The sequence below is a fragment of the Arthrobacter sp. SIMBA_036 genome (assembly GCF_046535135.1).
GTDB lineage: Bacteria > Actinomycetota > Actinomycetes > Actinomycetales > Micrococcaceae > Arthrobacter.
The window spans coordinates 237,000-261,207 of record NZ_JAWRXG010000005.1 but is presented as its reverse complement, the minus strand read 5'-3'; the positions used below and the strand labels follow the sequence as shown (position 1 = coordinate 261,207).

The following is a 24,208-nucleotide window of genomic DNA, read 5'->3' as shown; positions in this document are numbered from 1 at the left end:
CACTACAACGCGTCTTACCTTGGAGCACGCTGGGAGCAAGCTGACAATGAACGCTTTCCTCTATGGGCGCCGGAGCTGCCCTACAAAGGAGGCAAGACCGCGCGGGCTTCGTCCGGGTCCATTCCGCTGGCCTCAAGCAGGTCCACCATAAGTGGCCGGAACAGCATCACCACGGTCTCGCCCTCGAGCCGCTGGACATCAAGCATCTTGGGATGCAGGCGCGAAGCCACCATGCTCAGGTCATTGCGGGCGCTGCGAAGATGGGCGCGACGCGTCCCTTCGTTCTGCTCGGCCAGGCCTATGGTCATCTCATCGATGGCCGCAGCGGTCTCCTGCAGGACTTCGGAGATACTATCCACCGCCTCATCCGATAAGGCCGCATGGTTGATGGCACTGGTCAGCCGCCTGGCAAACACCCGGCTGTTGCGGAGGGCAAGGTCGATGTATTCCAATGACTGCTCCAAGCTGGCGAGCTCGTCCCGGTGCCTCCGATGGGCCGGGGCAAGGGTGGCAACTTCACCCGAGGCCCGGAGCGTTTGCCTCATCCTGTCCACCAATGGCTGACAATTACGCCCGCGGATCAAGGCATGCCAGGCAACGGTGGAATCGGAGTTGATCAACGCCTTGGCGCACTCGCGTAGTACCTCCGCGAGCTCGTAGAGGATCTGCTCGACGTCTTTCCGTGGTTCCCGGCGCGGGTCTTTTGGCACCAACACGGTGACAAGAAGGGCGCACACGCCCCCGACCACCGCGTCCAAACTTCGCGTGAACGGGCCCCCCGCAGGCGCCGGCAACAACACCACCAGCAGCGATTGCAGGCCCAGCTGCGTGGTGAAAATGACCCCGCTGTCCAGGAACCTGGCAAGGAGGATGGAAAAAAGAAGCACGACGGCGGCCTGCCAGATTCCGGCGCCAATCCAATGGAGCAGGAGGTCGCCCACCACGATGCCCAGCGTGCAACCAATCCCGACTTCCATGACGCGTCGAAGGCGCGGATCACGGGAGAAACCGAGGGCGATCAACGAAGAGGTGGCGGCGAACAGGGGCCCCTGGTGTCCCAGCACGTATTCGGCGAAGGCGTAGGCGCCCACCGCGCAAGCGGTCATCTGGATGGCAGGCAGCAACGATTTCCGGCTTCGAACCAGACCGGTCCTTAAGCGGGCGCTCAAGAACCTCTTGCTTGCGGAGAGTCCTTTCGGGGCAGCCATGTGCTCCAGTCTATTTGCCCCGGCAGCCTATTTGGGCCCGTCGATCGGGCCCGAGTCGATTGGACCGGTGCCTGCAACGATGAAATCCTGCGCGCCTCTTCAAGGTGCCACTCACCACATAACCCAATGGTCCGCCGTCGTTCACCTCCTGTTCACCTTTCTCCACAAATCCCGTTACCTGCGCTCCTTACCTTCAGTAAAGGAACAAAAGGTCCCACAGCTCGCGCACGCCGAAATCTCCGTTCGGCCCGCATCAGAGAAATCCCTGGAAGGGGTACATCCAAGTGAAGGCAACTCGCTTCGGCCGCAACGCGGCAATCGCGGTCATCGCAGTTGGCGCTCTGGCGCTCACTGCTTGCGGTTCAGACAACGCAACGAACACTTCCGCTGCCACGCAGTCGGCATCCGGCGCCAAGGTTACCGGCACGTTGACCGGCATCGGTGCTTCCTCCACCGGCGCAGCAATGGACGCTTGGAAGGCCGGTTTTGCCACCGCCAACCCGGGTGCCACTGTTCAGTACTCCCCGGACGGCTCCGGCGCGGGCCGCAAGGCAATCATCGACGGTTCGGCGCAGTTCGCCGGTTCGGACGCCTACCTGACCGACGCCGAGCTCGCGAGCTCGAAGGCCAAGTGCGGTACCGACGGCGCCATCAACATCCCCGTTTACATCTCCCCGATCGCAGTGGCCTTCAACATCCCGAACGTCAAGGAGTTGAAGCTCGACGCCGTTACGGTGGCCAAAATCTTCCGCGGCCAGATCACCAACTGGAACGATCCCGCGATTGCCGCGCTCAACGCCGGCGTCACCCTCCCGGACCTCAAGGTCACCCCGGTGAACCGCTCTGATGACTCCGGTACCACCAGCAACTTCACCGACTACCTCTCGGCTGCCGCTCCCTCGGTCTGGACCGACAAGGCCGCCGGCGTTTGGCCTGCTTCCCTGAAGGGCGAGAACGCCAAGGGCACCTCCGGCGTCGTGAAGACCGTCACCGACACCCCGGGTGCTGTGACGTACGCCGATAACTCCGCCGTTTCCGGCAAGCTGGGAATCGCTTCCATCAAGGTTGGCCAGGACTTCGTGAAGATCTCCGCCGACGCCGCTTCCAAGGCTGTTGAAGCCGGCAAGCCCGTCTCCGGTCGCGCCACCAACGATGGTGCCATCAAGCTGGACCGCACCACCACGGCTGCAGGTGCCTACCCGGTAGTGCTCGTCTCGTACCACGTGGTTTGCACCACCTACCAGACCCAGGCAGTTGCCGACCTGGTGAAGGCTTTTGAAACCTACGTGGTTTCCGACGACGGACAGAAGACCGCCGCGGATGCCGCTAAGTCCGCGCCGCTCTCCAAGACGCTGCAGGACAAGGCCAAGGCTGCTATCGAAACCATCAAGGTCAAGTCCTAAGGTTTCCGACGGGGCTTTCCGAGCCCGGTTGCACACTGCTGATTCCCTGTCCCGCCCGGAGCGAACCGCTCAGGGCGGGGCAGGGATTCGGCCATGAAAAACCAGTTCACTGAGACTGAAGGATTCCGAAGTGACCACCAACTCCCTGACAACCTCCCGAAGTGCCGGACGCACTGGGGACAAGGTCTTCTCCACGGCCGCCATGGCGGCAGGTTGCCTGATTCTGGCGGTTCTCTTCGGAGTGGCGTTATTCCTGGTAGTGCAGGCGATTCCGGCACTCGTGGCACCCCCCGAGAGCATCCAAGGCGGCCAAGGCTTCTTCGCCTACATCGGCCCCATCGTGGTGGGAACACTCATCGCCGCGGTGATCGCCCTCGTCATTGCCACCCCCGTTGCCATCGGCGTGGCCCTCTTCATCTCGCACTACGCTCCGCGTCGGCTCGCCTCCGGGCTGGGCTACGTGGTGGACCTGCTGGCCGCGATTCCCTCCGTGGTTTACGGCGCATGGGGAGCCGCATTCCTGGCCAAGGAAATTTCACCCGCCTATGACTGGCTGGCGAAGAACCTGGGCTGGATCCCCCTCTTCCAAGGCCCCGCGTCGGCCACCGGAAAGACCATCCTCACCGCGGGCATTGTCCTGTCGGTCATGGTCCTTCCCATCATCACGTCCCTCACCCGCGAAATCTTCCTGCAGACGCCAAAACTGCACGAGGAAGCGGCGCTCGCACTTGGTGCCACCCGCTGGGAAATGATCCGCATGGCCGTGTTGCCGTTTGGCCGCGCAGGCATTGTCAGCGCCGTCATGCTGGGCCTCGGCCGGGCGTTGGGAGAGACCATGGCGGTTGCATTGGTCCTTTCCTCCGGGGTGTTGACTGCCAGCCTCATCCAGTCCGGAAACCAGACGATTGCCGCGGAAATCGCCCTCAACTTCCCCGAAGCCAGCGGCCTGAAGGTCAACACCTTGATCGCCGCAGGTTTGGTGCTGTTCGTCATCACACTGGGCGTGAACATGATTGCCCGGTGGATTATCACCAGGCACAAAGAATTCTCGGGAGCCAACTAAATGACCGCCACAGTAGTCCGCAAGCGCTCTGCGCTCACCAAAGGCCAACTGCCCAAGTTCGCGCCATATGTTGTCCTGGTCATCGCTTTGGTGGTTGGCGCCGCGATCCTGGCGCTCATCGGGTTCAACGCTTTCGGTTGGGGCCTTGTGTCCGCCATCTTGTTCACCGTCGGCCTCGTTTCCTGGAGCGGCGCCGTTGAAGGTGCCCGCAAAGCCAAGGACAAGCTCGCCACCTGCCTCGTTGTTGGGGCTTTCCTGATTGCGCTCCTACCCCTGATCTCGGTGATCTGGACGGTGCTGGTCAACGGCATTCCCGGGCTCACCGCGCCCGGCTTTCTCACGACGTCGATGAATGGCGTTACCGGCGCGTTCGACAACAAAGCAATGGACGGTGGGGGCAAAGTCATCGGCGGCGTCTACCACGCCCTGCTTGGCACCCTTGAGATCACCCTCCTGGCAACTGTCATCTCCGTTCCCGTAGGCCTGCTCACCTCTATCTACCTTGTGGAATACGGCAACGACCGTCGGTTGGCACGCGCCATCACCTTCTTCGTGGACGTCATGACCGGCATCCCGTCCATCGTGGCCGGCCTCTTCGCCGCAGCGTTCTTCTTCGCCGTTGTTGGCCCCGGCACCAAGACCGGCGCCGTCGCCGCCGTCGCGCTTTCCGTGCTGATGATCCCTGTAGTGGTTCGGTCCAGCGAGGAAATGCTCAAGATCGTCCCTAACGAGCTCCGCGAGGCCTCCTACGCATTAGGCGTGCGCAAATGGCGCACCATCACCAAGGTGGTTATTCCGACGGCGATCTCCGGCATCGCGTCCGGCGTCACCTTGGCAATCGCCAGGGTCATCGGCGAGACCGCACCCATCCTGGTGACCGCGGGGTTCGCCACAACCATCAATAACAACGTGTTCGGCGGATGGATGGCATCATTGCCAACGTTCATCTACACGCAGATCCTGAACCCGACGTCGCCCTCCAACCCGGAGCCCTCGGACCAAAGGGCTTGGGGTGCCGCGCTGGTGCTGATCATCCTGGTGATGCTCCTGAACCTCGGAGCGCGCCTCATAGCCCGTCTGTTTGCACCGAAGACGGGCCGGTAGGTAGCGGGCTATCGCCTGATTGCCGGCCCTCCGATAAACTTCCAACCCTGAGGAACAAAGGAACACCATGTCCAAGCGCATCGACGTCAAAGACTTGAATGTCTACTACGGCAACTTCTTGGCCGTAGAGGACGTCAACATCCACATTGAGGCCAAGTCAGTAACGGCCTTCATCGGACCCTCCGGTTGTGGCAAGTCCACCTTCCTCCGCACCTTGAACCGCATGCACGAGGTCCTCCCGGGCGCGCGGGTGGAGGGTGAGGTCCTGTTGGACGGGGACAACCTTTACGGTCCCGGCGTGGACCCCGTCACGGTACGCACCCAAGTGGGCATGGTTTTCCAGCGGCCCAACCCGTTCCCCACCATGTCCATCCGGGATAACGTGCTGGCCGGCGTGAAGCTGAACAACAAGAAGATCTCCAAGGGTGCCGCTGACGCTTTGGTGGAGAAGTCCTTGGTTGGAGCCAACTTGTGGAACGAGGTGAAGGACCGCCTGGATAAACCCGGTTCGGGCCTCTCCGGTGGGCAGCAGCAGCGTCTCTGCATTGCCCGTGCCATCGCGGTCGAACCCCAGGTGATCCTCATGGATGAGCCCTGCTCCGCGCTCGACCCGATTTCCACCCTGGCCGTTGAGGACCTCATCAACGAGCTCAAGGACCAGTACACCGTGGTGATCGTGACGCACAACATGCAGCAGGCTGCCCGCGTTTCTGACAAGACCGCCTTCTTCAACATCGCCGGAACGGGAAAGCCCGGCAAGTTGATCGAGTTCGCGGACACCACAAGCATCTTCAACAACCCCAGCCAGAAAGCTACCGAGGACTACGTCTCCGGCCGCTTCGGATAGGGACCCGCCGTCGTCGTATTGACCGGTTAGCGCCGGACCAGCGGCGAGAACGCCAGTTCCAGAACGAATGCCGCGGCTGCCGCGGCCACTGGCGTCGCTACCCAGAACAACAGGATCCTACGGACCAGGCGCCTGTTGGTTCCGGCAAAGCGTTGGTTGGTTCCCGCTCCCAGCACAGCCGAGGTCAACGTATGGGTCGTGGACAGCGGTAGGTGCAAGCCGATAGCGCCGATGAAGAGCATCACGGACGTGAGGGTTTGTGCCACAAAGCCCCTCAGCGGGTCCACCCGGAGGAGCTTGTAGCCGAGGGTGTGCGATATCCGCCAGCCGCCGAACAACGTTCCTGCCGTGAGCATGACGGCTGTCAGGAGCAGGACCCAGAGGGGAACCGCGTCCCCGCCCGTGAGACCGGCCGCCACGACCGCCAGGACTATGACGGCGGCCGTACGCTGCCCGTCCTGGAGCCCGTGTCCGAATGCAACTGCGGCGGCCGAAACAGCTTGGGCTCGGCGGAAGCGGCTGTTCACCACATTGGGTTGGCTGTAGCGGGCGGCCCACGTTACCGGCCACACCAATAAGTAGGCCCCAACAAAGGCAATGACGGGGGAGAGCAGCAGCGGCAGCACCACTTGGGCGAGGATGACGCCGTCGAATCCCCGGATGGAGTCACCGCCCACCAGCACGCTCGCAGTTCCTGCGCCGATCAGTCCACCCACCAGTGCGTTGGTGGAGGATAGGGGGATCCCGCGCCACCACCCGTAGATACCCCAGAGGATGCTGGCCACCAGGGCGGAGGCCAGCATGCTCAAGCCCCCGGCCCCACTGGGCAAGGTCACCCAGGACTGGGTGAAGGCCAGGATGAAGCTGCCGCTGAGCATGACGCCCAGGAAACTGAAAACTCCGGCCAACAGCACGGCAACAGACGGCGTGAGGGCCCGGGTCCTGGTAGACAGCGCGACGGCGTTGGAGACATCGCGGAAACCGTTAAGGAACGCGAAGCCGGAGGCGAGACCCACCACGAGGACAAGGAATACGACGGTCACCCTACGATTCCTTGACGATAATGCTGCCTACTTGGGTGGCAACCTTTCGCATATCCTTGGTGACTTCCACCAACTGGTTGGCGATGTCCCGATGGCGTGCGTACTGCGCTGATTTCATATCCTTGAGCATCTCCGCAACCCAGATGCGGTGAGTCCGTTCCGCGCGCTTGGCAAGCCTGAGGATCTCTATCCAGTAGTCCTCCAGCTCATCAAGGTCCTCAAGTTTCCGCATGGCGTCGACTGTCAGTTCCGCTTGGCGGCTGATGATCTCCAGTTGGTCCGCGGCCCGCTTGGGCAGCCTGTCCAGCTTGTAGAGAGCCACCAGCTCGCCAGCTGCATCGAGCTTTTCCATCGCTTCGTTGAGGTGCCGTGAAAGGGTGTACATGTCTTCACGCGGAAGCGGGTTCACAAAGCTGGTGCGCATATGCGTCATGAGCGCAAAGTGCAGGTCCAGGGATTGGGACTCGTGCTCGTGAAGCTGTTCGGCCAGGCGATCGAGCTCGTTGGAGGGCGTGCCCAGAATCTCCGAAAGGGTGCCGGTGGCGGCTACGATGACGCCAGCCATCTGCGCGAGCACTGCCAGCCCGGCAGGTTCCTGGGGAAAAAGGCGCAGCTTCATGTCACTTCCGGTCCGGGGACGGGTTGGCAATGGCCGCACCGACGTGCCGGCGGCCATTTAAGTGTCAACTTTACCGGTCCCGTGGCGACTGGTGCGAAGAAGCCGTTTGCAGTGCGCTGGGGCATAAAAATGGTGCCGAACCGGATACGCCTCTCGGCGGTAGGCCGCTCGAAGCGGCTGTAAGTTGAAGCCCGGGGGTTTCGCGGTTCGACACCAGTTTTAGTTTTCTACGTCGGCCCAGCTAAGTCAACATTGACACGTGGCGCTGCACGTGGGTAGGTTCAGCGCCGTTACTTCAGTCGAGCTCACCCAAGCGCCAAGCGTTCGCTGCATGTTCAAGGTCTTCAGCGGTCTTGACCAATTGATGGGAGTTGCGGGTCAGCTTGCTGGCGTGGCCCTCATTGCTGTGCTCTGCGCCATCGGCCAAGGTGGCCTGCCCCAGCGCAACCACGCGGCAGAACGCGGCGGATCGTTCCAGCGCGACGTCGAAATCGCCGTCGAAAGCTCCAGACAAGATGGCATCAGCCATCGTTTTCATTTCGTCCGCGCCCGGCGGTTCGGCCGCGCCTGCTACAACGTTGGCAACCTGGGCAGTGTCCCGCCCGGCCTTGAAGTAGACAGAGATCCGTTCAGGGTTCTGGACGGTGGCCGCGCGCAGGGCGTACAGCCGCCACAGCGCGCCGGGGAGAGAGCGTGCGGGGCTTTCGGCCCACATCTCGGCGATGGCATCCAGGCCCTGCTCGTCAGCCAACTTCACCAAGCGATGGGTGACTTTGGGATCATCGCTGTCGCGGCCGCGGCGGACCAAGGCCTGGGCCGCAAGGTGGGCGGCTTCGGAGACGCGTGCGGGGTCGGCGCCACCGGCGAACGGTTCGAAGTCAATGGGTGCGAAGGGCTTGGGCTTGTGGTGCCTGTTTGCGCCGCCGTACGTAGGTGATCCTGGCTGTTCGCTCATGAGTTCACCGTACTCCTGTGCCCTGACGGGGTCGAGTAACGGTTATCCGGGAGACCGGTAACCAGTCGCGGCGCCCGGTTCCATGGTGGGCTTGACCTTGGGGTACAGTATTCATGGCTGTTTCAACAGCTGGAGGGCCTTTAGCTCAGTTGGTAGAGCATCGGACTTTTAATCCGTGGGTCGTGGGTTCGATCCCCACAGGGCCCACCCTCCAAGTCCCCCGGAACCACACGGTTCCGGGGGACTTTTGCATCATCAGTGCCATTGAGGACGGCATTTAGTGGCCATACGGGGGATCAGTCTCGGGCAGGTATCACAGATGTATGGTTGTGTTGACGGGGAATACCGCAGGTCCCAAGGCGAGGAAGCCACGAGGGTGCATGTATGAACGAATACGAGGCTTCGCTGGTTATCAAGTCGGGAGCGGAACTGCTGTCTACGGCTTCCTCCGATCCCCGTTCGGAGGAAGGATATGCGGCGGTCAAGGCCAATATCTCCGAAGCACTCGAGCGCATAGCGGAAGCTCTTGGCAACTTTGAAGCAAGTTCAGGAGTGCCCAGCCGTTCGACCGGTTGGGTTCAGGACCTTCGCCGGATAGCGGACGACCTGGGGGAATGACAGGGCTGAAACGCCGATGACAGCCGTTGCCACTGATTAAACGGTACGGACACCATCCGCTGGACGGCTCTGGGGCCCTGGATTCGGTGAATAGCTGTATCGTTCGAAGTCAGGAACCTTTCGGTTCCGCTACAGGAGCAATCATGGCTGACAAATCCCCCCGCCAAACAGCATCCAAGAAATCCGCCAAGAGCATCAAGGAAAAGCGCGCCGATAAGAAGGCCGCCGAGGCACCCGCCAGCTCACTTGATAAGGCCACTGCCGCCAAGTCCACAAGCCCGAAAAAGAAGTGACCGGTATGACCGATCACCTCACCCTCGGCGTCCTCTCCAGCACGCGAAAACCTGACGAGCGGCGCCTGCCCATTCACCCGCTGCACCTCAAGCGCATCGCCCCCGAAATCCGGCAGCACCTCATTTTTGAGGAAGGCTACGGCGACCGTTTCGGCATGTCGGACTCCCATCTGGCCCCACTTGTGGGGCGCGTCGTCCCGCGCGCGCAATTGCTGGCGGAGGCCGACGTCGTCCTCCTTCCCAAACCGCAACCCGAAGACCTTTCGGAACTACGTGACGGGCAGACCCTTTGGGGCTGGCCGCACTGCGTCCAGGACCGCGCCATCACCCAGATAGCAATCGATAAGAAACTCACGCTGATCGCCTTCGAAGCGATGAACCACTGGGCCAGCGACGGCGGATTCGGGCTGCACGTATTCCACAAGAACAACGAACTGGCCGGCTACTGCTCCGTGCTGCACTCCCTGGCCCTGACCGGCTCCACCGGGGACTACGGCCCGAGACTCAGCGCCGTCGTCATCGGGTTCGGCGCGACCGCCCGCGGAGCCGTCACGGCCCTCAATGCTCACGGCATCCATGACGTCCAGGTGCTGACCAATCGTGGGGTGGCCGCCGTGGGTTCGCCCATCCATTCGGTGCGGATTGTCCAGTTCGATCACGACCCCAAAGCGCCGTTCCTCAGCGAGGTCATCACCGAACGCGGGCGTGTCCCGCTGGCGCCGTTCCTTGCCGAACGCGACATCGTGGTCAACTGCACCCTACAAAACCCCAATTCACCTTTGACCTACCTGCGAACCGAGGACCTTGACGCTTTCCGGCCCGGCAGCCTGATCGTGGACGTTTCCTGCGATGAGGGGATGGGCTTCAGCTGGGCGAAAACCACCACGTTCACCGAGCCGATGTTCACGGTAGGGGACCACATCGATTACTACGCGGTGGACCACAGCCCCTCCTACCTCTGGAAGTCCTCCAGTTGGGAGATCAGCGAAGCCCTGCTGCCCTTCCTGGAAACCGTGATCACCGGTCCCGCAGCCTGGACAGGAAACGAAACGATCCGCCGCGCGATCGAAATCCGTGACGGCGTGATCCTGAACCCGGACGTGCTGCGGTTCCAGCAACGAAAGCCGGACTACCCGCACTTGCCTGAACAGGGCATCTAATCGGTACCCCGGGAGGCGGCATTGCCGATTGAGGGACGCTGTCCGGACCGGTAGGCAGAGGCGATGACCGGTTCGAGTTCGTCGATCACGGTACGGTTCCCGGGGAGTACCACATGGGCGAGAAATTCCGATTCGAGCGTGGCGACGCCTGCTGCCACCGCTGCGAGTTTGGCGTCTGTCGAAAAGGCGAAAGCCTGCCAAAACCTGCGGGCACTGAGCTCTTGGGCTTTTGTTGTCACTGCCTGGCCATGGGCCTCGACGACGTCACTTTGGACACCGGGAGTTCCGTTGGGCTGCGGTAACGAGATGACGATGCGGAACTGCCTGCCGCAGGCCCTGAACGCGATGGCGCTCAGGCACCCGCGTTGACTGAAACGAACATCGGTCGCCCCGGAGTTCATGAGCGCCCGCTCGACATGTTCCCTTGAATCGCCAACACTGAGGGAGTCACCGCGCGTGTAAAAACTCCGGGTATCAAAAGTTGCCATCATCCAACTATGCGCCCCAATGGTGCCCTTTGGCTGCTTCAGTGCGAAGCGGTGTTATCTATTTCCCGACCGTTGGCTAGCGTAATTAACTCCAGCCAGCAGCCGTGGAGGAAATCCAGTTCGCTATTAAGTGGTAGTAGGCGCATGCTGGTCCAGAGCAGAGCGCTGAATTGGTCCAGTCAACGGCCTTGGATTCGTGAACCTCAGGCGCTGATCTACGACTAGTTCACAGTTCCCTATCGGATCCGTTATGCAGTCAGCGGTTCCGACGGACTGGGACCAAGACGCGCTTCAGAGTTGCGCACCTTCACGCTTTTTCCAAGTGGGGCCAGCGTGGAGTCACTCCGCAGGCGAATCGCCCAGCACTTCCTCGGAGTAGGGTGCGTGGGGACCCGCGAGGTCGTTTATCAACTCATTCGCCGCCATCGCCAGAAGGTCCCGTTCAAGGGTGGGGATGGACAGCATTCCCTGGAGGTACGCCTCAGCTTCGAGTTCGCCCACGGACCCGCCGATGCCCAAGTAATACGGCCACAGGGCCCCCGGGCTCAGGGACGCCCTTTCCATGGCGGTCACGAGCCGTTGGCGTTGTTCCGGTTCGTGGTGGTCGAAACCCATGCCATGCTGCTTACGCTCGCGCTGCCTGGGCCGCGATCATGGGGCCGGTGCGGGGACAATGACGGTCAACCCATACGCCGGCAAGGAGGTCGTCCAGAGGAAGTTGTACCTTCATCGTGGTGTCTTTCGCTGCGCTCCGCCGGAGGCCGACCGAGATGTGCGTCAGAAGCTAGGCTTTCTTGTAGTAGCCATTCTATACGTTTAGTGGTTCCCAGGGCTGCTCTCGCAGTGATTTATTCGACGACGGTGCGCGCGTTACTGTCGAAGGATGAACCACCTGATCCCGGCTGACATTCCAACCCCTGCCATCCTGATCGACGTCGGCATCCTGGACCGCAACATCGAGCGGATGGCTGAGAGCATGCGCAGCAGGGGCATTTCGCTCAGGCCGCATGTGAAAACCCATAAAACCTTGGAAATCGCGGCCAAACAGCTCGCTGCCGGGGCTACCGGCCTCACGGTGGCCACCATTGGTGAGGCCGAGGTATTCGCCGACGGCGGTGCCTCGGATATGTTCATCGCCTACCCCCTGTGGGTGGATGCCCGCCAAGCGGAAAGGCTGCGCGCGTTGGCGGACGAGTGCCGCATCGCGGTTGGAGTCGATTCCGTGGAAGGCGCGACGGCGATGGGTCGCCAACTAGGTTCGGCAGGAAGCCGTATCGAGGTGCTGGTTGAGGTGGACAGCGGACATCACCGCAGCGGCGTGCTGCCCGATGAAGTGGTTGACGTAGCCAAAGCCGCTGCGGACTCGGGGCTGAACGTGGCCGGGATCTTCACGTTTCCTGGCCACAGCTACAAGCCCGGAATGCCGAGCGGCGCGGCAGGCAACGAAAACGAGGCACTCGCCCAAGCTGCGAGGGAACTGACCGCCGCCGGGTTCGCCATCCGGACCATTAGTGGAGGATCCACTCCCACGGCCTTGATCGGCGGTGAAACAGCCGCCACCGAGTTGCGCCCGGGGGTCTACGTTTTCGGTGACGCCCAGCAATTGGAACTGGAGCGCTGCATTTGGGAAGACATTGCCCTGAGCGTTGCCGCGACCGTGGTCAGCCGCCATGAGGCAAGAGGGGGCAATGTCCGGAGGGTGGTGGTGGACGCCGGGAGCAAGATCTTGGGCAGCGATCGTCCGGACTGGGCTACGGGATATGGCCGCCTTCCCGAGTATCCGGACGCCCGGATCACTGCACTCTCCGAGCACCACGCCACCGTGGTCTGGCCAGACTCGGAGGAGCTCCCCGCCCTGGGCTCACGCGTCAGGGTGATCCCCAACCACGTATGCCTGGCGATGAACCTGGTGGATGAAGTCCACGCGGTGCAGGACGGCGCAGTGGTGGACAGGTGGAAAGTAGCTGCCCGGGGGCGCAACAGCTAGCAGGGCAGTTTCACGGAAACCCCTGCCCAGCCTCAGGTGTATCTGCCAGACTCATCCCTATGCAGTGGTTGTTCGACGGGCTCCTCCACGCCAGCCCGGTGGTGGTGGTTTCCATCGTGTTCGCGCTCGTCTTCGCCGAGGACGCGTTGTTCGTCGGCTTCGTCATCCCCGGCGAGACGGCGGCCGTGGTGTCCGGGGTTTATGCGGACAGTACTGGCATGCCGCTGTGGATCATGATCGTGGTGGTGATCGCTGCCGCCGTCCTTGGCGACACCGTGGGGTATGAGATCGGCAAGCATGTGGGCCCACGGGTCATGGCGATGAGGATCCTGGACAAGCGACGGGACGGGTTGAAGAGGGCCGAGGACTTTTTGGCCAGACGCGGCGGCCTGGCCGTTTTCCTTGGCCGTTTCACGGCGTTTTTCCGTGCCGTGATGCCTGCGCTCGCAGGGCTCAGCCGCATGCCGTACCGGCGTTTTGCCGTCTGGAACTTCACCGGTGGGATCATCTGGGGATCCATGTTCGTCACACTGGGATTCGTCGCGGGCAGTTCATATGAGCAACTGGCACGGACTGTTGGGCGCGGTTCCGCGCTGGTGGTGGCCGCCGTCGGCGTGGTCATTGTGGTGGTGTGGCAGGTGCGGAAGCACCGCGCTGCGGCCCGGCCACCGGCGGAATAGGAATCGCTGCGGATGCGGAAACGCCGTGGAAACACCTCCACCTTAGGCTGGTCACAATCCGTTCACAGACGCCAGCGGTAGGACGGCTGGAAGTGCCGGGCGTAAGGGGCTATAAGAGAGTAGTAGCTGCCCCGATGTCCTCGGCTGTTCCAGGCCTCGAGTATCTGACGTCTGCCGTCGCAGCCGCCCAACGTTAGGAGTATCGATGCATCTTTTGCCCCGTGAGCAGGAAAAACTCATGATCGTGGTGGCGGCTGATCTCGCCCGGCGGCGACAGGCCCGGGGGTTGAAGCTGAACTATCCCGAGGCCGTGGCCATCATCAGTTACGAGCTCATTGAGGGCGCCAGGGACGGCAAGACCCTTGCAGAACTTATGAGCTACGGAACCACGCTTCTTCGCCGCGAGGATGTCATGGAAGGCGTGCCGGAGATGATCCACGATGTTCAGATCGAAGCCACTTTCCCGGACGGCACCAAGCTCGTCACCGTCCACGACCCCATCCGATAGGACTGCCATGATCCCCGGTGAATACAGGCTCCAGCCAGGATCCATCCGCTGCAACAGCGGCCGTGAGGCAATCGCCGTCGAGGTTGTTAATCGCGGCGACCGCCCAGTCCAAGTAGGTTCCCATTACCACTTCGCTGAGGCGAACCGCGCCTTGGAGTTCGATCGGGAGGCGGCGTTTGGCCGTCGCCTGGACATTCCCGCAGGTACGGCGGCGCGCTTCGAACCCGGTGACCGCAAGACCGTGCAGCTCATCGACCTCGCCGGATCGCGCGAAGTGTACGGTCTCAGTGACGCTGTTAATGGAAGGCTCGACGGCGGCACCGGCCTTGCCGCCGAGGCGACGGAAGGAACCACCAAGTGAGCTTCGAGATCCCGCGGCGGCAATACGCGGAACTGTACGGACCAACCACCGGTGACGCCATCCGCTTGGCCGATACCGAGCTGTTCCTGGAGATCGAGAAGGATTACACGGCCTACGGCGAGGAAGTGGTGTTCGGCGGCGGCAAGGTGATCCGCGATGGCATGGGGCAGAACGGCCAGCTGACCCGGGAAGAGGACATCCCGGACACCGTCATCACCAATGTGGTGGTACTGGACTACACCGGCATCTACAAAGCCGATGTCGCCCTCAGGGACGGGCACATCTTCAAGATCGGCAAGGCCGGCAACCCGCAGATCACCGATGGCGTGGACATCGTCATCGGTGCGAGCACGGAGATCATCGCCGGGGAACGGAAGATCCTCACTGCCGGCGGGATCGATACACACATTCATTTCATCTCCCCTGAGCAGGTGCCCACCGCCCTCTGCAACGGCGTCACCACCATGGTCGGCGGCGGCACCGGGCCGGCTGATGGGACCAAAGCCACCACCATCACTCCAGGTAAATGGCACATCTCCCGGATGCTCCAGGCCGCTGAGGGCCTTCCGATCAACATCGGCGTCTTCGGCAAGGGCCACGCATCCGCCGTCGAGCCTCTTGCCGAGCAGATCCGCGCCGGCGCCGTGGGGCTGAAGGTGCACGAAGACTGGGGAGCGACAACGTCCTCGATTGACATGTCCCTCCAGGTGGCGGACGAATACGACATCCAGGTGGCCATCCACACAGACACCCTGAACGAGTGCGGGTTTGTTGAGGACACCATCAAGGCGATCGATGGCCGGGTCATCCACACCTTCCACACCGAGGGCGCGGGCGGCGGGCACGCCCCGGACATCATCAAAATTGCCGGCCTGCCCAACGTGCTTCCGGCGTCCACCAACCCCACGTTGCCGTACACCAGGAACACCATCGAAGAGCACTTGGACATGCTCATGGTCTGCCACCACCTCAACCCGGACATTCCGGAGGACGTGGCTTTCGCGGACTCGCGGATCCGGGCAGAAACCATTGCCGCGGAGGATGTACTCCACGATCTCGGCGTCTTCGCGATCACCTCGTCCGATTCCCAGGCCATGGGGCGGGTGGGTGAGGTGGTCACGCGGACCTGGCAGGTGGCGGACGCCATGAAACGCCAGCGTGGCGTTCTCCACGATCCCACCGGTGCCTCGCACGGCGCCGCCAACGGCCTGGGCGCGGAATCGGATAATTTCAGGCTCAAGAGGTACGTAGCGAAATACACCATCAATCCGGCCATCGCCCAGGGAATGGCAGATGTGATCGGTTCAGTGGAAGAAGGGAAATTCGCGGACCTGGTGCTGTGGGATCCGGCCTTCTTTGGGGTGAAACCGGAGTTGGTGATCAAGGGCGGCCAGATCGCCTATGCCCTGATGGGCGACTCCAACGGTTCCATTCCCACTCCACAACCGCGCACCATGCGGCCCATGTTCGCTACCTACGGCGCGGCGCTCCGGACATCGTCCATCACCTTCCTGTCCAAGGCCGCGATCGACGCCGGTGTTCCAGGGGAACTTGGCTTGCAGCGGGTCATCAAGCCGGTTTCCGGCATCCGCAACCTGAGCAAAGCGGACCTGAAGTACAACGGCGAAACCCCGGACATCGCCGTCGACCCGGAAACGTACCAAGTCACGGTCGACGGCGTCGAAGCCACCTGCGAGCCCTCCGACGTGCTGCCCATGGCCCAGCGCTACTTCCTTTTCTAGGACCCTCATGATCATCGAAAAAGTTCTCGGAAACCTGCAGGAACAGCCCGGTGCCTACGCCGGGCACCACAAGGAAAAGGTGGTGCTCCCCAGCTCCCTCCTGGTCAAACGCATCCAACGAGTCACTACAGACCATGGCAAGGAACTCGGCATCCGCTTGCCCCCAGGCTCAGGTGACCTGCGCGACGGCGACATCCTCGCCGTTGATGACGGGAACCTCATCGTTGTCTCCGTGCTGCCGACGGATGTGCTGGTCATCGGGCCGCGGTCCATCCACGAGATGGGTGTGGTGGCGCACTCGCTGGGTAACCGGCATTTGCAGGCGCAGTTCTTCGACGCTGCCTCCGAGTATGGGGCCGAGGTCATGGTGTGCCAGTACGACCACACTGTGGAGGACTACTTGAAGCACGTGGGAGCCCCCTACGAGAGGCAAGAGCGGGTCATGCCGGTGCCGTTCCGCCATGCTGAGCACTCGCACTAGGGTGCCCTACCAGCTGGCTCTTCAACAGTTGACCGACTCCGCGCTGCCCACCGGAGCGTTCGCGCATTCCTTGGGGTTTGAAACGTACCTTGAGCGCGGGATGGTGCACGACGAAGCCAGTTTCGGCGCTTGGCTGCACGCTTTCCTGGGACAGCAGTTGCTGTATTCCGATGCGCTGGCTATCCGGTTCCTCTATGAGGACGTGGATGTGGCGGAGTTGGGTGCCATGCTGTCCGGGCAGTTATTGGCCCGGGAGGTGCGGGAGGCTTCGGTGAAAATGGGGGGCCGGCTGTTGGAGATCGGCAGCGAGGTCTTCCCCTCCACAGCCCTGGATCACTACATGGAACTGGTTGGCCAAGGCTTGGCGGCAGGGCACCAACCCTTGGCGTTCGCGGTCATTGCACGCTCCCTGGGTGTTCCCTTTGAGGAAGCGCTGCCTGCCTATCTCTTTGCGACTGTGACCTCCTTGACCCAGAACGCGGTGCGCGCCATACCGCTGGGCCAAAATGCCGGCCAGCGGGTGCTTGGCCACGCGCACGACGCCGTTGCTGCCGCCGTCGAGGATGTAGCACAGTTGTGCTGGGACGACTTCGGGGCCGTGAGCCCCGGCCTGGAAATTTCACAAATGCGGCACGAGCGGCAACGCGCCCGCATGTTCATGAGCTAACCGAGGAGGACACATGACAGAACCCATCAAAATCGGCATCGGCGGCCCCGTCGGCGCAGGAAAGACCCAGCTTGTTGAACGGATTACCCGCCACATGAGCCGGGAGATCTCCATGGCGGCCATCACCAACGACATCTACACCATTGAAGACGCCAAAATCCTGGCCGCCAACGGGATCCTTCCCGAGGACAGGATCATCGGCGTCGAAACCGGCGGCTGCCCGCACACGGCCATCCGTGAGGACACGTCGATGAACACAGCCGCCATCGAAGAGCTTAAGGCGCGGCACCCGGACCTGCAGATCATCTTCGTCGAATCCGGCGGCGACAACCTTTCCGCCACCTTCAGCCCCGAGCTGGTCGATTTCTCCATCTACATCATCGACGTGGCCCAAGGTGAAAAGATCCCCCGCAAGGCCGGCCAAGGCATGATCAAATCCGACCTTTTCATCATCAACAAAACCGACCTCGCCCCCCACGTCGGGGCTGACCTGTCCATCATGGAACGGGATTCCAAGGAATTCCGGGGAGACAAACCTTTCTGCTTCACCAACCTCAAGACCGACGAAGGGCTGGACGCCGTCCTGAACTGGATCCGCCGCGACGTCCTGATGCTCGATCTGACGCAGTGACGGAGACCCTCGCCGTTTTGCCGGGTCCGGCTACCTTGTCACCTCGTGGTCGCCTTGAACTCGGGATCAGTGTCCGCGGGGGGCGGTCCGTGGCTTCGCGGCAGTTCCATGAGGGGGCCCTGAGGGTGCTCAGGCCGCATTACCTGGACGAGTCAGGGCAGGTTTGTTATGTGATGGTGAATCCGGGTGGGGCCTATTTGGGGGCCGATCTGTTCCTGATTGATGTGGACGTCGAGGACGGGGCGGACCTGCTCCTGACCACGCAGTCGGCCACGAAGATATATCGGACTCCGGGCTCGTTTGCCGAGCAGCGGATGAACGTTCGGCTGGGGGAGCGGGCCCGGTTGGAGTTGGTTCCAGACCAGGTGATTGCGTACCGGGAGGCCAGCTATCGGCAGAGTTCCCGCTTTAGCCTGGACCCGACGTCGAGCCTTGTCATGGCAGAGGTCATCACGCCGGGTTGGTCGCCGGACGGCGCGTCGTTCAGGTACGAAGAGGTGCGGCTGCGCAACGAGATCCGGATTGAGACCGGCCGCGGCAGCGAATTGTTGGCCCTTGATAACCTGCTGATCCGGCCGCCATTGAACAAGGTGACGGGCATGGGGTTCATGGAGGGCTTCAGTCATCTTGGCTCCTTGGTGGTGGTTGATCCACGGGTGAGCCAGGGGCTTGCCGGTGAGCTACGTGAGCTGACACGGGATTTCGATGCCTATACGGGAGCATCTTTGACACGGTCCGTTGCCGGCACCGCCGGGCTGGTGTTGCGATCGTTGTCGAACAGCACGGAGGAGCTCAACAACTTGTTGGGTGCCTGTACAGGGCTTTTGCGTGGACGTTGGCATGGCCAGGCGCCTGTGAACTTAAGGAAGTACTGATGACTGCCCTGAACGGCCTGGCCGCCATATACCGGAACAGGGAGAAGCTCTCCCTGGGGACGCGGCTCTGGTTCACCTTCGGCGCGGTGGCCGCCTTGCACGTCGTCGCCGTCGTGCTCCTGCTGCTGGGGCTTGCCGGTGGCGGCCAGCCGCTGGCTTGGGGCCTTGTCATCACCGCCTACTTGGCGGGCATCAAGCACAGCTACGACTGGGACCACCTCGCTGCGATCGACAACTCCACACGCAAGTTCGTAGCGCAGCGGAAAGACCCGGTGAGTGTGGGTTTCGCGTTCAGCCTGGGGCACAGTTCGGTAGTGATCCTGGCCGGAGTGCTTGTGGTGGCCGGCGCCACGCTGATCGGCCAGTTCATGGAGGAAGGAACCACCGGGAACAGGGTGCTTGGCTTGATCGGCAGCGGGGTGTCCGGGCTGTTCCTGCTGGCCATGGGGTTGTTCAACGGATCGGCCTTCGTGCGGGCAACGCAGGTGTACCGCAGGGTGCAGGCCGGCGGTGAAGTACGCGCCGAAGACTTGGAAACGAAAGGCCTGGTTGCCAGGTTGCTCGCCAAACCGCTGTCCAGGGTTGAGCGGCCGCGGAACATCTATGTGATCGGGTTCCTCTTCGGTTTGGGATTCGACACCGCCACAACCATTGGGCTGCTGGTCATCACCACGACGGCGTCCCTCGCCGGAGTGTCAGCGCTCGCGTTGATGGCCCTCCCGCTCGCGTTCACCGCCGCCATGACGCTGTGCGATTCCGCCAACGGGGTGGCCATGATGAAGATGTACAAGTCGGCCATCCAGAACCCGCAGCGCAAGGTGGGTTTCAATGCCGTCATTACTGGCATCTCGGCGGTATCGGCGCTGTTCATCTCGGTCATCACCCTGGCCGGCTTCGCCGGCGAGGCGTTCGGTCTTGGCGACCCCATGACTACTTGGCTTGGCGGGATAGACCTGGGCGACGCGGGGCTGATTTTGGTGGGGCTCTTCATCGTGGTCTGGGCTGTGTCTGCTTGGCGGGGCAGGGCTGTACGTTAGGTCATTGGACTAGTGCATGCCCTTGCTAGCAAACATTATGCATTCGTCTATAACGAACTCTCTGGGACTTTCATAGGGTTGAAGAGATCTGCTTCACATCAGTGTTACCAGCAAGCCCCGAGCTACCAAGGATGAGATTCAAGGATGAAGAGCATCGCCCTCCTGCGCGAACGAGCCACTCGTGTCATGCCCACCGGCTCCCACTGCCCCGCATCGGGCCTGTGGAGCCCTGACTCGGACCCGGACGCTGTCCAACTCTTCGCCGAAGGCCACGTGCTGCCGGCCTACAACGGCGGCCCGACCCTTTGGCGTCGTCGGACCTCTGAAGGTTCGGCATGACCGGCACTAACCTGACCGGCACTAACCTGGCCGGCACTAACCTGACCGGCACTGGCCTGAACCGACCCGCCGGTTACCGGCACGTACCTGCGGCAGAGTGGAGCGAGTTGGCCCCCGGCGATCCCGTCTGGGTCTACGACCTCGGATGGGGCGCGGGCGCGGGGCGCGTGGACGATGTCTCCCAGCACCAGGAGCTGCTGTGGGTCGTCATCGAGCCGACCGGCCGCCGACTCATTTGCGGAACAGACGACGTCGAGGTCTGGACCGCCTAATGACTCGCCGAGATGGCAGATAACACCAATGTCTGAGCGGATGATTGGTGTTAAATGCCATCTCGGCGTCAGTTAATCGGCCAGTACCAGGACGCTTGGGGAACCCGTTTCCATGCGGGCCACGGGGCCGCCCGGCAGACCCGTCCCGGCGTCCAGCGTGAAGGCAACGACGTCGTCCGAGCCTTCGTTGGCCACGTACAGCCAGCCTTCACGGACCAGGTGATGGCGGGGCCATTCGCCGCCGCACGGCACCTCACCGACGGGCTGGAGGGCGGCGCCGTCCCCGGATACCTGAAGCACGCAGATGCGGTTGGAGCCTCGGACTCCGACGTAGGCGAACCTGCCATCCGGCGATAACGCAATCTCTGCCCCGGCGTCGCCGTCGCTTGCTCCCTTGGCGCTGGCCGGAACCATGGCATTGAGTTCGTACGTGCCATCGGGCTGCATCCCCAGGGCTGCCACTTCCACCGAATACTCGGTGTCCACAAAAACGGTCCCGCTCTGGTGGCGGGCCATGTGCCGCGGCCCCGATCCCATCGGGAGGACAACCTGATGGTCCGGCACCAGGCCGGTTCCCTGCTCATACTTCCAAACCCGAACCAAGTCATGACCCAAGTCGGTGGTCATGACGCGACCATCCGGAAGCATGAGGCTCGAATGTGCCCGGCTCGGGCGGGGTTCTTCCGGTGACGCTGCCGTGTGAGGGTCGACGGCGGCCGTTGCGCTGGTGCGTGAGGTGATGCCGCCGTCGTGGTCCAGTTCGTAGAGGACAACCTGACCATCACCCCAACACGTTGCTACGATGAATCGTCCGTGCGGATCTACGGCGACGTGGCAGGTAGCCTCACCCGCCGGCCAGGACTCGCCGAACGCCTCCAGCTCAGTCCTGCCTGTGCGGCGGTAGGCGCGCACCGTCCCGGCGTCTTCGGCCACGGCGTAAACCACCGGCAACGACGGGTGCACCGCTAGGAACGACGGCGAGTCCGCGGCAACAGCCAGCCCCATGTTGGTCAGTTGGCCGTTGTCGTCAACTGAAAGCGCGGCGATGCCCTTGCCGTTGGCGTTCCTGTCGGCAGTGTAGGAGCCGGTCCAGATCAGTGTTTCCGTAGTCAAGTTCCCCATCCTTAATGGCCCTGCACATCGGAGTCGACGCCGGCGTCAGGTCCGGCGTCGAGCGTTTGCAGTTTGGCGAGATCGTCCTTGTCCAACTCAATGTCGAACACATCCAGGTTCTCCCTCATCCGCTGCGGATTGGATGATTTGGGAATGGCGACGAGCCCCTGCTGCACATGCCAGCGGAGCACCACTTGGCCTGGCGTCTTGCCGTGCTTGGCGCCGATGGATTGCAGAACCGGTGCATTCAGCAACTCGCTGCCCGCGCCGAGGGGGCTGTAGGACTCCGTGACGATCCCATGCCGTTCGTTGAAAGCACGGGCAGCGGGACGCGGGATGGAGGGGCTGACCTGAATTTGGTTGACCGCGGGCACCACCTCCGTTTCCCGGAACAAACGGTCCAAGTGGGCCGGTTTGAAGTTGGATACGCCGATGGAGCGGACCTTGCCGGATGCCTGGAGCTCCTGGAAGGTGTTCCAGGTGGAGACGAATTCATCGCGGCGCGGAAGAGGCCAGTGGATCAGGAGCAGATCCACATAATCCAGCCCAAGCCGCTCCAGGGATCCATCCAAGCCGGCGACGGCTTTGCCTGACCCTTGGAATTCCCCGTCCAGCTTGGTGGTGATGAAGAGTTCGCCGCGATCCACCCCGGAAGCCCGGATCCCTTCGCCAACGCCCTTTTCATTTCCGTACTTCACGGCCGTGTCGATGTGCCGGTAACCGTATGACACGGCCTCGACGACGGCGTCGGCAACCTGGGCGTCGTTGAGGGGCCACGTTCCCAGCCCGATTTGGGGAATCTTGAAGCCGTCGTTGAGCTCAATGAGTGGGGCAAGTGTCATGGGGCATGATCTCCTTTGGCTATATGGCGGACCGTGCTCACCAAGCGTAGTCCTCCGGGGCCGTGCGGTGGCCCGGGAATATCTCATCCAAGCGCTTCAGGGCGTCGGCGTCGAGCGTGACATCCAGCGCGCGTATGGCCGAGTCCAACTGCTCCTGGGTGCGGGGTCCAACAATCGGCGCGGTAACCGCTGGTTGGTGGAGGAGCCAAGCCAAGGCCACGTCTCCGGGCTTTTGACCGAGTTCGTCCGCGAAATCCTCGTATTGGCGGATCTGGTCCTCGTGCTTGCGGAGGGTCTCCAAAGCCCGGCCTTCGGTGCGTCGCACACCTTGCTCTTCCTTCTTCAACACGCCCCCAAGCAGGCCGCCCTGCAACGGGGACCAGGGGATCAGGCCCAAACCGTACTGCTGGGCCGCGGGAATGACCTCCAGCTCCAGTTCGCGCCTGAAAAGGTTGTAGATGGACTGTTCGCTGACCAAGCCCGTGTAGTTGCGCCTGCGCGCTGCTTCCTGGGCTTGGGCGATGTGCCAACCGGCAAAATTGCTGCTGCCGGAATAAAGGATCTTGCCCTGCTGGACCGCTACCTCGATCGCCTGCCAAATTTCATCCCACGGGGTGTCACGGTCGATGTGGTGGAACTGGTAAATATCGATGTAGTCCGTCTGAAGCCGCTTCAGGCTTGCATCCAATGCCCGGCGAATGTTCAGTGCGGACAGCTTGGACTCGTTGGGCCTGCCCGTCATGGTGCCGTAGAGCTTGGTGGCCAGGACGGTCCGCTCGCGGCGCTCGCCGCCTTTGGCAAACCAGCGGCCGATGATTTCCTCAGTCCAACCACGGTGCCCGACGCCGCCGTAGACGTTGGCGGTGTCGAAGAAGTTGATGCCGGACTCCTGTGCAGAGTCCATGATGGAGTGTGCTGTTGCTTCCTCGGTCTGGGGGCCGAAGTTCATGGTGCCCAGGCAGAGTCTTGATACTTTGAGGCCGGATCGGCCCAGATGTGTGTACTGCATGTCCTTTGACTCCTTGATTTCGAGCGGGGGTCTAAAGCTGCGTGAAAGCCGCGACGGCGGGATCGGCGCCGATGCGGGTACCGGACTCCAGTGCGGTCACTGCCGCAAGTTCGGAATCGGTCAGGCTCAGGTCACCGGCGCCAAAGTTTTCGCGCATGCGGGTGGAGTCCGCGGACTTGGGAATCACAATGGTTCCCTGCGCGAGGTGCCACGCCAAGATCACCTGGGCCGGTGTGGTGCCGTGGGTCTCTGCCACCAATGCCACTTGCTCGGCGTTCAGGTCCTGGCCCTGTCCCAGAGGGCTGTAAGCCTCCACGGCAATGCTGAGTCCACGGCACTTGTTGGCCAGATCGGCCTGCTGGAAGGTCGGGTGGAGCTCGATTTGGTTGACCGCAGGAACCACCTCGGTCTCACGCAGGAGCGTGTCAAGGTGTTCGGGGAGGAAGTTAGAGACCCCTATCGCCCGGATCTGCTTGTCCTGGTACAGCTTCTCCATTTCCTTCCAAGCCTGTGTGTACAGCCCTTGGGATGGGACCGGCCAGTGGATCAAGTAGAGGTCGATAACGTCCAAGCCCAAAGCCTCGCGGCTGCGCTGGAACGCGTCATAGGCCTCGCCCTGTTCGCCGTTGCGCAGCTTTGTGGTGATGAAAAGTTCTTCGCGGGGGATCCCGGACGCGGCGATAGCGGCTCCTACGCCTGCTTCATTCCGGTAGGCGGCCGCAGTGTCGATGTGGCGGTACCCGGCGTCGAGCGCGTCTTCCACTACCTTCTGGGTTTCTTCCTCAGGTACTTGGAAGACGCCGAACCCCAGTTGCGGGATAGTGACGCCATTGTTCAAGGTCAGCTCCGGCATGACGATCTCC

Annotated in this window: 29 protein-coding genes and 1 tRNA gene; 20 read left to right on the top strand and 10 right to left on the bottom strand. The window is 62.3% G+C overall.

What is annotated here, in order from left to right; translation table 11 throughout:
* Window positions 1–80 precede the first annotated feature (80 nt).
* Complete coding sequence (locus SB659_RS09430; protein WP_284977085.1) at window positions 81–1,208, bottom strand: FUSC family protein; 1,128 nt, start codon at window positions 1,206–1,208, stop codon at window positions 81–83.
* 284 nt (window positions 1,209–1,492) lie between these two features.
* On the opposite strand from SB659_RS09430, the gene pstS reads away from it, so the two are divergent.
* From pstS to pstB, 4 genes are all read left to right on the top strand, one after another.
* On the top strand, window positions 1,493–2,611 hold the full coding sequence (pstS, locus tag SB659_RS09425) for a phosphate ABC transporter substrate-binding protein PstS (protein ID WP_284977084.1): 1,119 nt from the start codon (window positions 1,493–1,495) through the stop codon (window positions 2,609–2,611).
* Window positions 2,612–2,741: 130 nt separating this feature from the next.
* Window positions 2,742–3,674 (top strand): phosphate ABC transporter permease subunit PstC, encoded by a 933-nt coding sequence (gene pstC / locus SB659_RS09420; protein ID WP_284977083.1) that lies wholly within the window; start codon window positions 2,742–2,744, stop codon window positions 3,672–3,674.
* Entirely contained in the window at window positions 3,675–4,778 is a 1,104-nt protein-coding gene (pstA, locus tag SB659_RS09415) for a phosphate ABC transporter permease PstA (protein ID WP_284977082.1), read from the top strand.
* Window positions 4,779–4,845: 67 nt separating this feature from the next.
* Window positions 4,846–5,625 carry a phosphate ABC transporter ATP-binding protein PstB gene (gene pstB, locus SB659_RS09410; protein ID WP_410550222.1) on the top strand — a complete coding sequence of 260 codons (780 nt, stop codon included), beginning with the start codon at window positions 4,846–4,848 and terminating at the stop codon, window positions 5,623–5,625.
* Window positions 5,626–5,651: 26 nt separating this feature from the next.
* Here pstB and SB659_RS09405 read toward each other — a convergent pair whose 3' ends face one another.
* From SB659_RS09405 to SB659_RS09395, 3 genes are all read right to left on the bottom strand, one after another.
* Window positions 5,652–6,668: an anion permease gene (locus tag SB659_RS09405; protein WP_410550220.1), complete on the bottom strand. Its 1,017-nt coding sequence runs from the start codon at window positions 6,666–6,668 to the stop codon at window positions 5,652–5,654.
* 1 nt (window position 6,669) lies between these two features.
* Window positions 6,670–7,287: a DUF47 domain-containing protein gene (locus SB659_RS09400; RefSeq protein WP_410550219.1), complete on the bottom strand. Its 618-nt coding sequence runs from the start codon at window positions 7,285–7,287 to the stop codon at window positions 6,670–6,672.
* A gap of 295 nt (window positions 7,288–7,582) precedes the next feature.
* Window positions 7,583–8,242 carry a hypothetical protein gene (locus SB659_RS09395; protein WP_284977078.1) on the bottom strand — a complete coding sequence of 220 codons (660 nt, stop codon included), beginning with the start codon at window positions 8,240–8,242 and terminating at the stop codon, window positions 7,583–7,585.
* A gap of 134 nt (window positions 8,243–8,376) precedes the next feature.
* Here SB659_RS09395 and SB659_RS09390 point away from each other — a divergent pair.
* From SB659_RS09390 to SB659_RS09375, 4 genes are all read left to right on the top strand, one after another.
* Window positions 8,377–8,449: transfer RNA gene (locus SB659_RS09390), tRNA-Lys, on the top strand.
* Between the two features lie 177 nt (window positions 8,450–8,626).
* Window positions 8,627–8,860: a hypothetical protein gene (locus SB659_RS09385; protein WP_284979408.1), complete on the top strand. Its 234-nt coding sequence runs from the start codon at window positions 8,627–8,629 to the stop codon at window positions 8,858–8,860.
* Between the two features lie 143 nt (window positions 8,861–9,003).
* Window positions 9,004–9,153: a hypothetical protein gene (locus SB659_RS09380; RefSeq protein WP_284977076.1), complete on the top strand. Its 150-nt coding sequence runs from the start codon at window positions 9,004–9,006 to the stop codon at window positions 9,151–9,153.
* Window positions 9,154–9,158: 5 nt separating this feature from the next.
* Window positions 9,159–10,313, top strand: a complete 1,155-nt coding sequence (locus SB659_RS09375) for a N(5)-(carboxyethyl)ornithine synthase (RefSeq protein ID WP_410550218.1) — start codon at window positions 9,159–9,161, stop codon at window positions 10,311–10,313.
* On the opposite strand, the gene SB659_RS09370 is transcribed toward SB659_RS09375, so the two are convergent.
* Both SB659_RS09370 and SB659_RS09365 read right to left on the bottom strand, forming a co-directional pair.
* A complete protein-coding gene (locus tag SB659_RS09370) occupies window positions 10,310–10,804 on the bottom strand; it encodes a hypothetical protein (protein ID WP_410550217.1) in 495 nt (164 codons plus the stop codon). The two genes, SB659_RS09375 and SB659_RS09370, sit on opposite strands and share 4 nt — an antisense overlap.
* A gap of 336 nt (window positions 10,805–11,140) precedes the next feature.
* Window positions 11,141–11,416 carry a hypothetical protein gene (locus SB659_RS09365; RefSeq protein ID WP_284977073.1) on the bottom strand — a complete coding sequence of 92 codons (276 nt, stop codon included), beginning with the start codon at window positions 11,414–11,416 and terminating at the stop codon, window positions 11,141–11,143.
* 268 nt (window positions 11,417–11,684) lie between these two features.
* On the opposite strand from SB659_RS09365, the gene SB659_RS09360 reads away from it, so the two are divergent.
* From SB659_RS09360 to SB659_RS09305, 12 genes are all read left to right on the top strand, one after another.
* Window positions 11,685–12,788 carry a D-TA family PLP-dependent enzyme gene (locus SB659_RS09360; protein WP_410550216.1) on the top strand — a complete coding sequence of 368 codons (1,104 nt, stop codon included), beginning with the start codon at window positions 11,685–11,687 and terminating at the stop codon, window positions 12,786–12,788.
* 59 nt (window positions 12,789–12,847) lie between these two features.
* The gene (locus SB659_RS09355; protein WP_410550215.1) at window positions 12,848–13,468 is read left to right on the top strand and encodes a DedA family protein; all 621 of its coding nucleotides are present in this window, start codon (window positions 12,848–12,850) and stop codon (window positions 13,466–13,468) included.
* A gap of 205 nt (window positions 13,469–13,673) precedes the next feature.
* Window positions 13,674–13,976 carry an urease subunit gamma gene (locus SB659_RS09350; protein WP_410550214.1) on the top strand — a complete coding sequence of 101 codons (303 nt, stop codon included), beginning with the start codon at window positions 13,674–13,676 and terminating at the stop codon, window positions 13,974–13,976.
* Window positions 13,977–13,983: 7 nt separating this feature from the next.
* On the top strand, window positions 13,984–14,337 hold the full coding sequence (locus SB659_RS09345; RefSeq protein ID WP_284977069.1) for an urease subunit beta: 354 nt from the start codon (window positions 13,984–13,986) through the stop codon (window positions 14,335–14,337).
* Complete coding sequence (ureC, locus tag SB659_RS09340; RefSeq protein ID WP_284979401.1) at window positions 14,334–16,079, top strand: urease subunit alpha; 1,746 nt, start codon at window positions 14,334–14,336, stop codon at window positions 16,077–16,079. The genes SB659_RS09345 and ureC overlap by 4 nt, the downstream gene beginning before the upstream one ends.
* A gap of 7 nt (window positions 16,080–16,086) precedes the next feature.
* Entirely contained in the window at window positions 16,087–16,560 is a 474-nt protein-coding gene (ureE, locus tag SB659_RS09335; RefSeq protein WP_410550213.1) for an urease accessory protein UreE, read from the top strand.
* The gene (locus SB659_RS09330) at window positions 16,541–17,227 is read left to right on the top strand and encodes an urease accessory protein UreF (RefSeq protein WP_410550212.1); all 687 of its coding nucleotides are present in this window, start codon (window positions 16,541–16,543) and stop codon (window positions 17,225–17,227) included. Before ureE ends, SB659_RS09330 begins: the two co-directional genes overlap by 20 nt.
* 13 nt (window positions 17,228–17,240) lie before the next feature.
* Entirely contained in the window at window positions 17,241–17,858 is a 618-nt protein-coding gene (ureG, locus tag SB659_RS09325; protein ID WP_284979398.1) for an urease accessory protein UreG, read from the top strand.
* Window positions 17,855–18,733 carry an urease accessory protein UreD gene (locus tag SB659_RS09320; RefSeq protein ID WP_410550211.1) on the top strand — a complete coding sequence of 293 codons (879 nt, stop codon included), beginning with the start codon at window positions 17,855–17,857 and terminating at the stop codon, window positions 18,731–18,733. The genes ureG and SB659_RS09320 overlap by 4 nt, the downstream gene beginning before the upstream one ends.
* On the top strand, window positions 18,733–19,770 hold the full coding sequence (locus tag SB659_RS09315; RefSeq protein WP_410550210.1) for a HoxN/HupN/NixA family nickel/cobalt transporter: 1,038 nt from the start codon (window positions 18,733–18,735) through the stop codon (window positions 19,768–19,770). Before SB659_RS09320 ends, SB659_RS09315 begins: the two co-directional genes overlap by 1 nt.
* A gap of 144 nt (window positions 19,771–19,914) precedes the next feature.
* On the top strand, window positions 19,915–20,109 hold the full coding sequence (locus tag SB659_RS09310) for a hypothetical protein (RefSeq protein WP_284979396.1): 195 nt from the start codon (window positions 19,915–19,917) through the stop codon (window positions 20,107–20,109).
* A complete protein-coding gene (locus tag SB659_RS09305) occupies window positions 20,106–20,381 on the top strand; it encodes a hypothetical protein (protein ID WP_410550209.1) in 276 nt (91 codons plus the stop codon). Before SB659_RS09310 ends, SB659_RS09305 begins: the two co-directional genes overlap by 4 nt.
* A 72-nt stretch (window positions 20,382–20,453) precedes the next feature.
* Here SB659_RS09305 and SB659_RS09300 read toward each other — a convergent pair whose 3' ends face one another.
* The 4 genes from SB659_RS09300 to SB659_RS09285 are packed head-to-tail and all read right to left on the bottom strand — an operon-like array spanning window position 20,454 to window position 24,198.
* The gene (locus tag SB659_RS09300; RefSeq protein ID WP_410550208.1) at window positions 20,454–21,503 is read right to left on the bottom strand and encodes a lactonase family protein; all 1,050 of its coding nucleotides are present in this window, start codon (window positions 21,501–21,503) and stop codon (window positions 20,454–20,456) included.
* Between the two features lie 2 nt (window positions 21,504–21,505).
* On the bottom strand, window positions 21,506–22,336 hold the full coding sequence (locus SB659_RS09295; RefSeq protein WP_284979393.1) for an aldo/keto reductase: 831 nt from the start codon (window positions 22,334–22,336) through the stop codon (window positions 21,506–21,508).
* Between the two features lie 37 nt (window positions 22,337–22,373).
* The gene (locus SB659_RS09290) at window positions 22,374–23,345 is read right to left on the bottom strand and encodes an aldo/keto reductase (protein WP_284979392.1); all 972 of its coding nucleotides are present in this window, start codon (window positions 23,343–23,345) and stop codon (window positions 22,374–22,376) included.
* Between the two features lie 31 nt (window positions 23,346–23,376).
* Complete coding sequence (locus SB659_RS09285) at window positions 23,377–24,198, bottom strand: aldo/keto reductase (protein ID WP_410550207.1); 822 nt, start codon at window positions 24,196–24,198, stop codon at window positions 23,377–23,379.
* Window positions 24,199–24,208 lie beyond the last annotated feature (10 nt).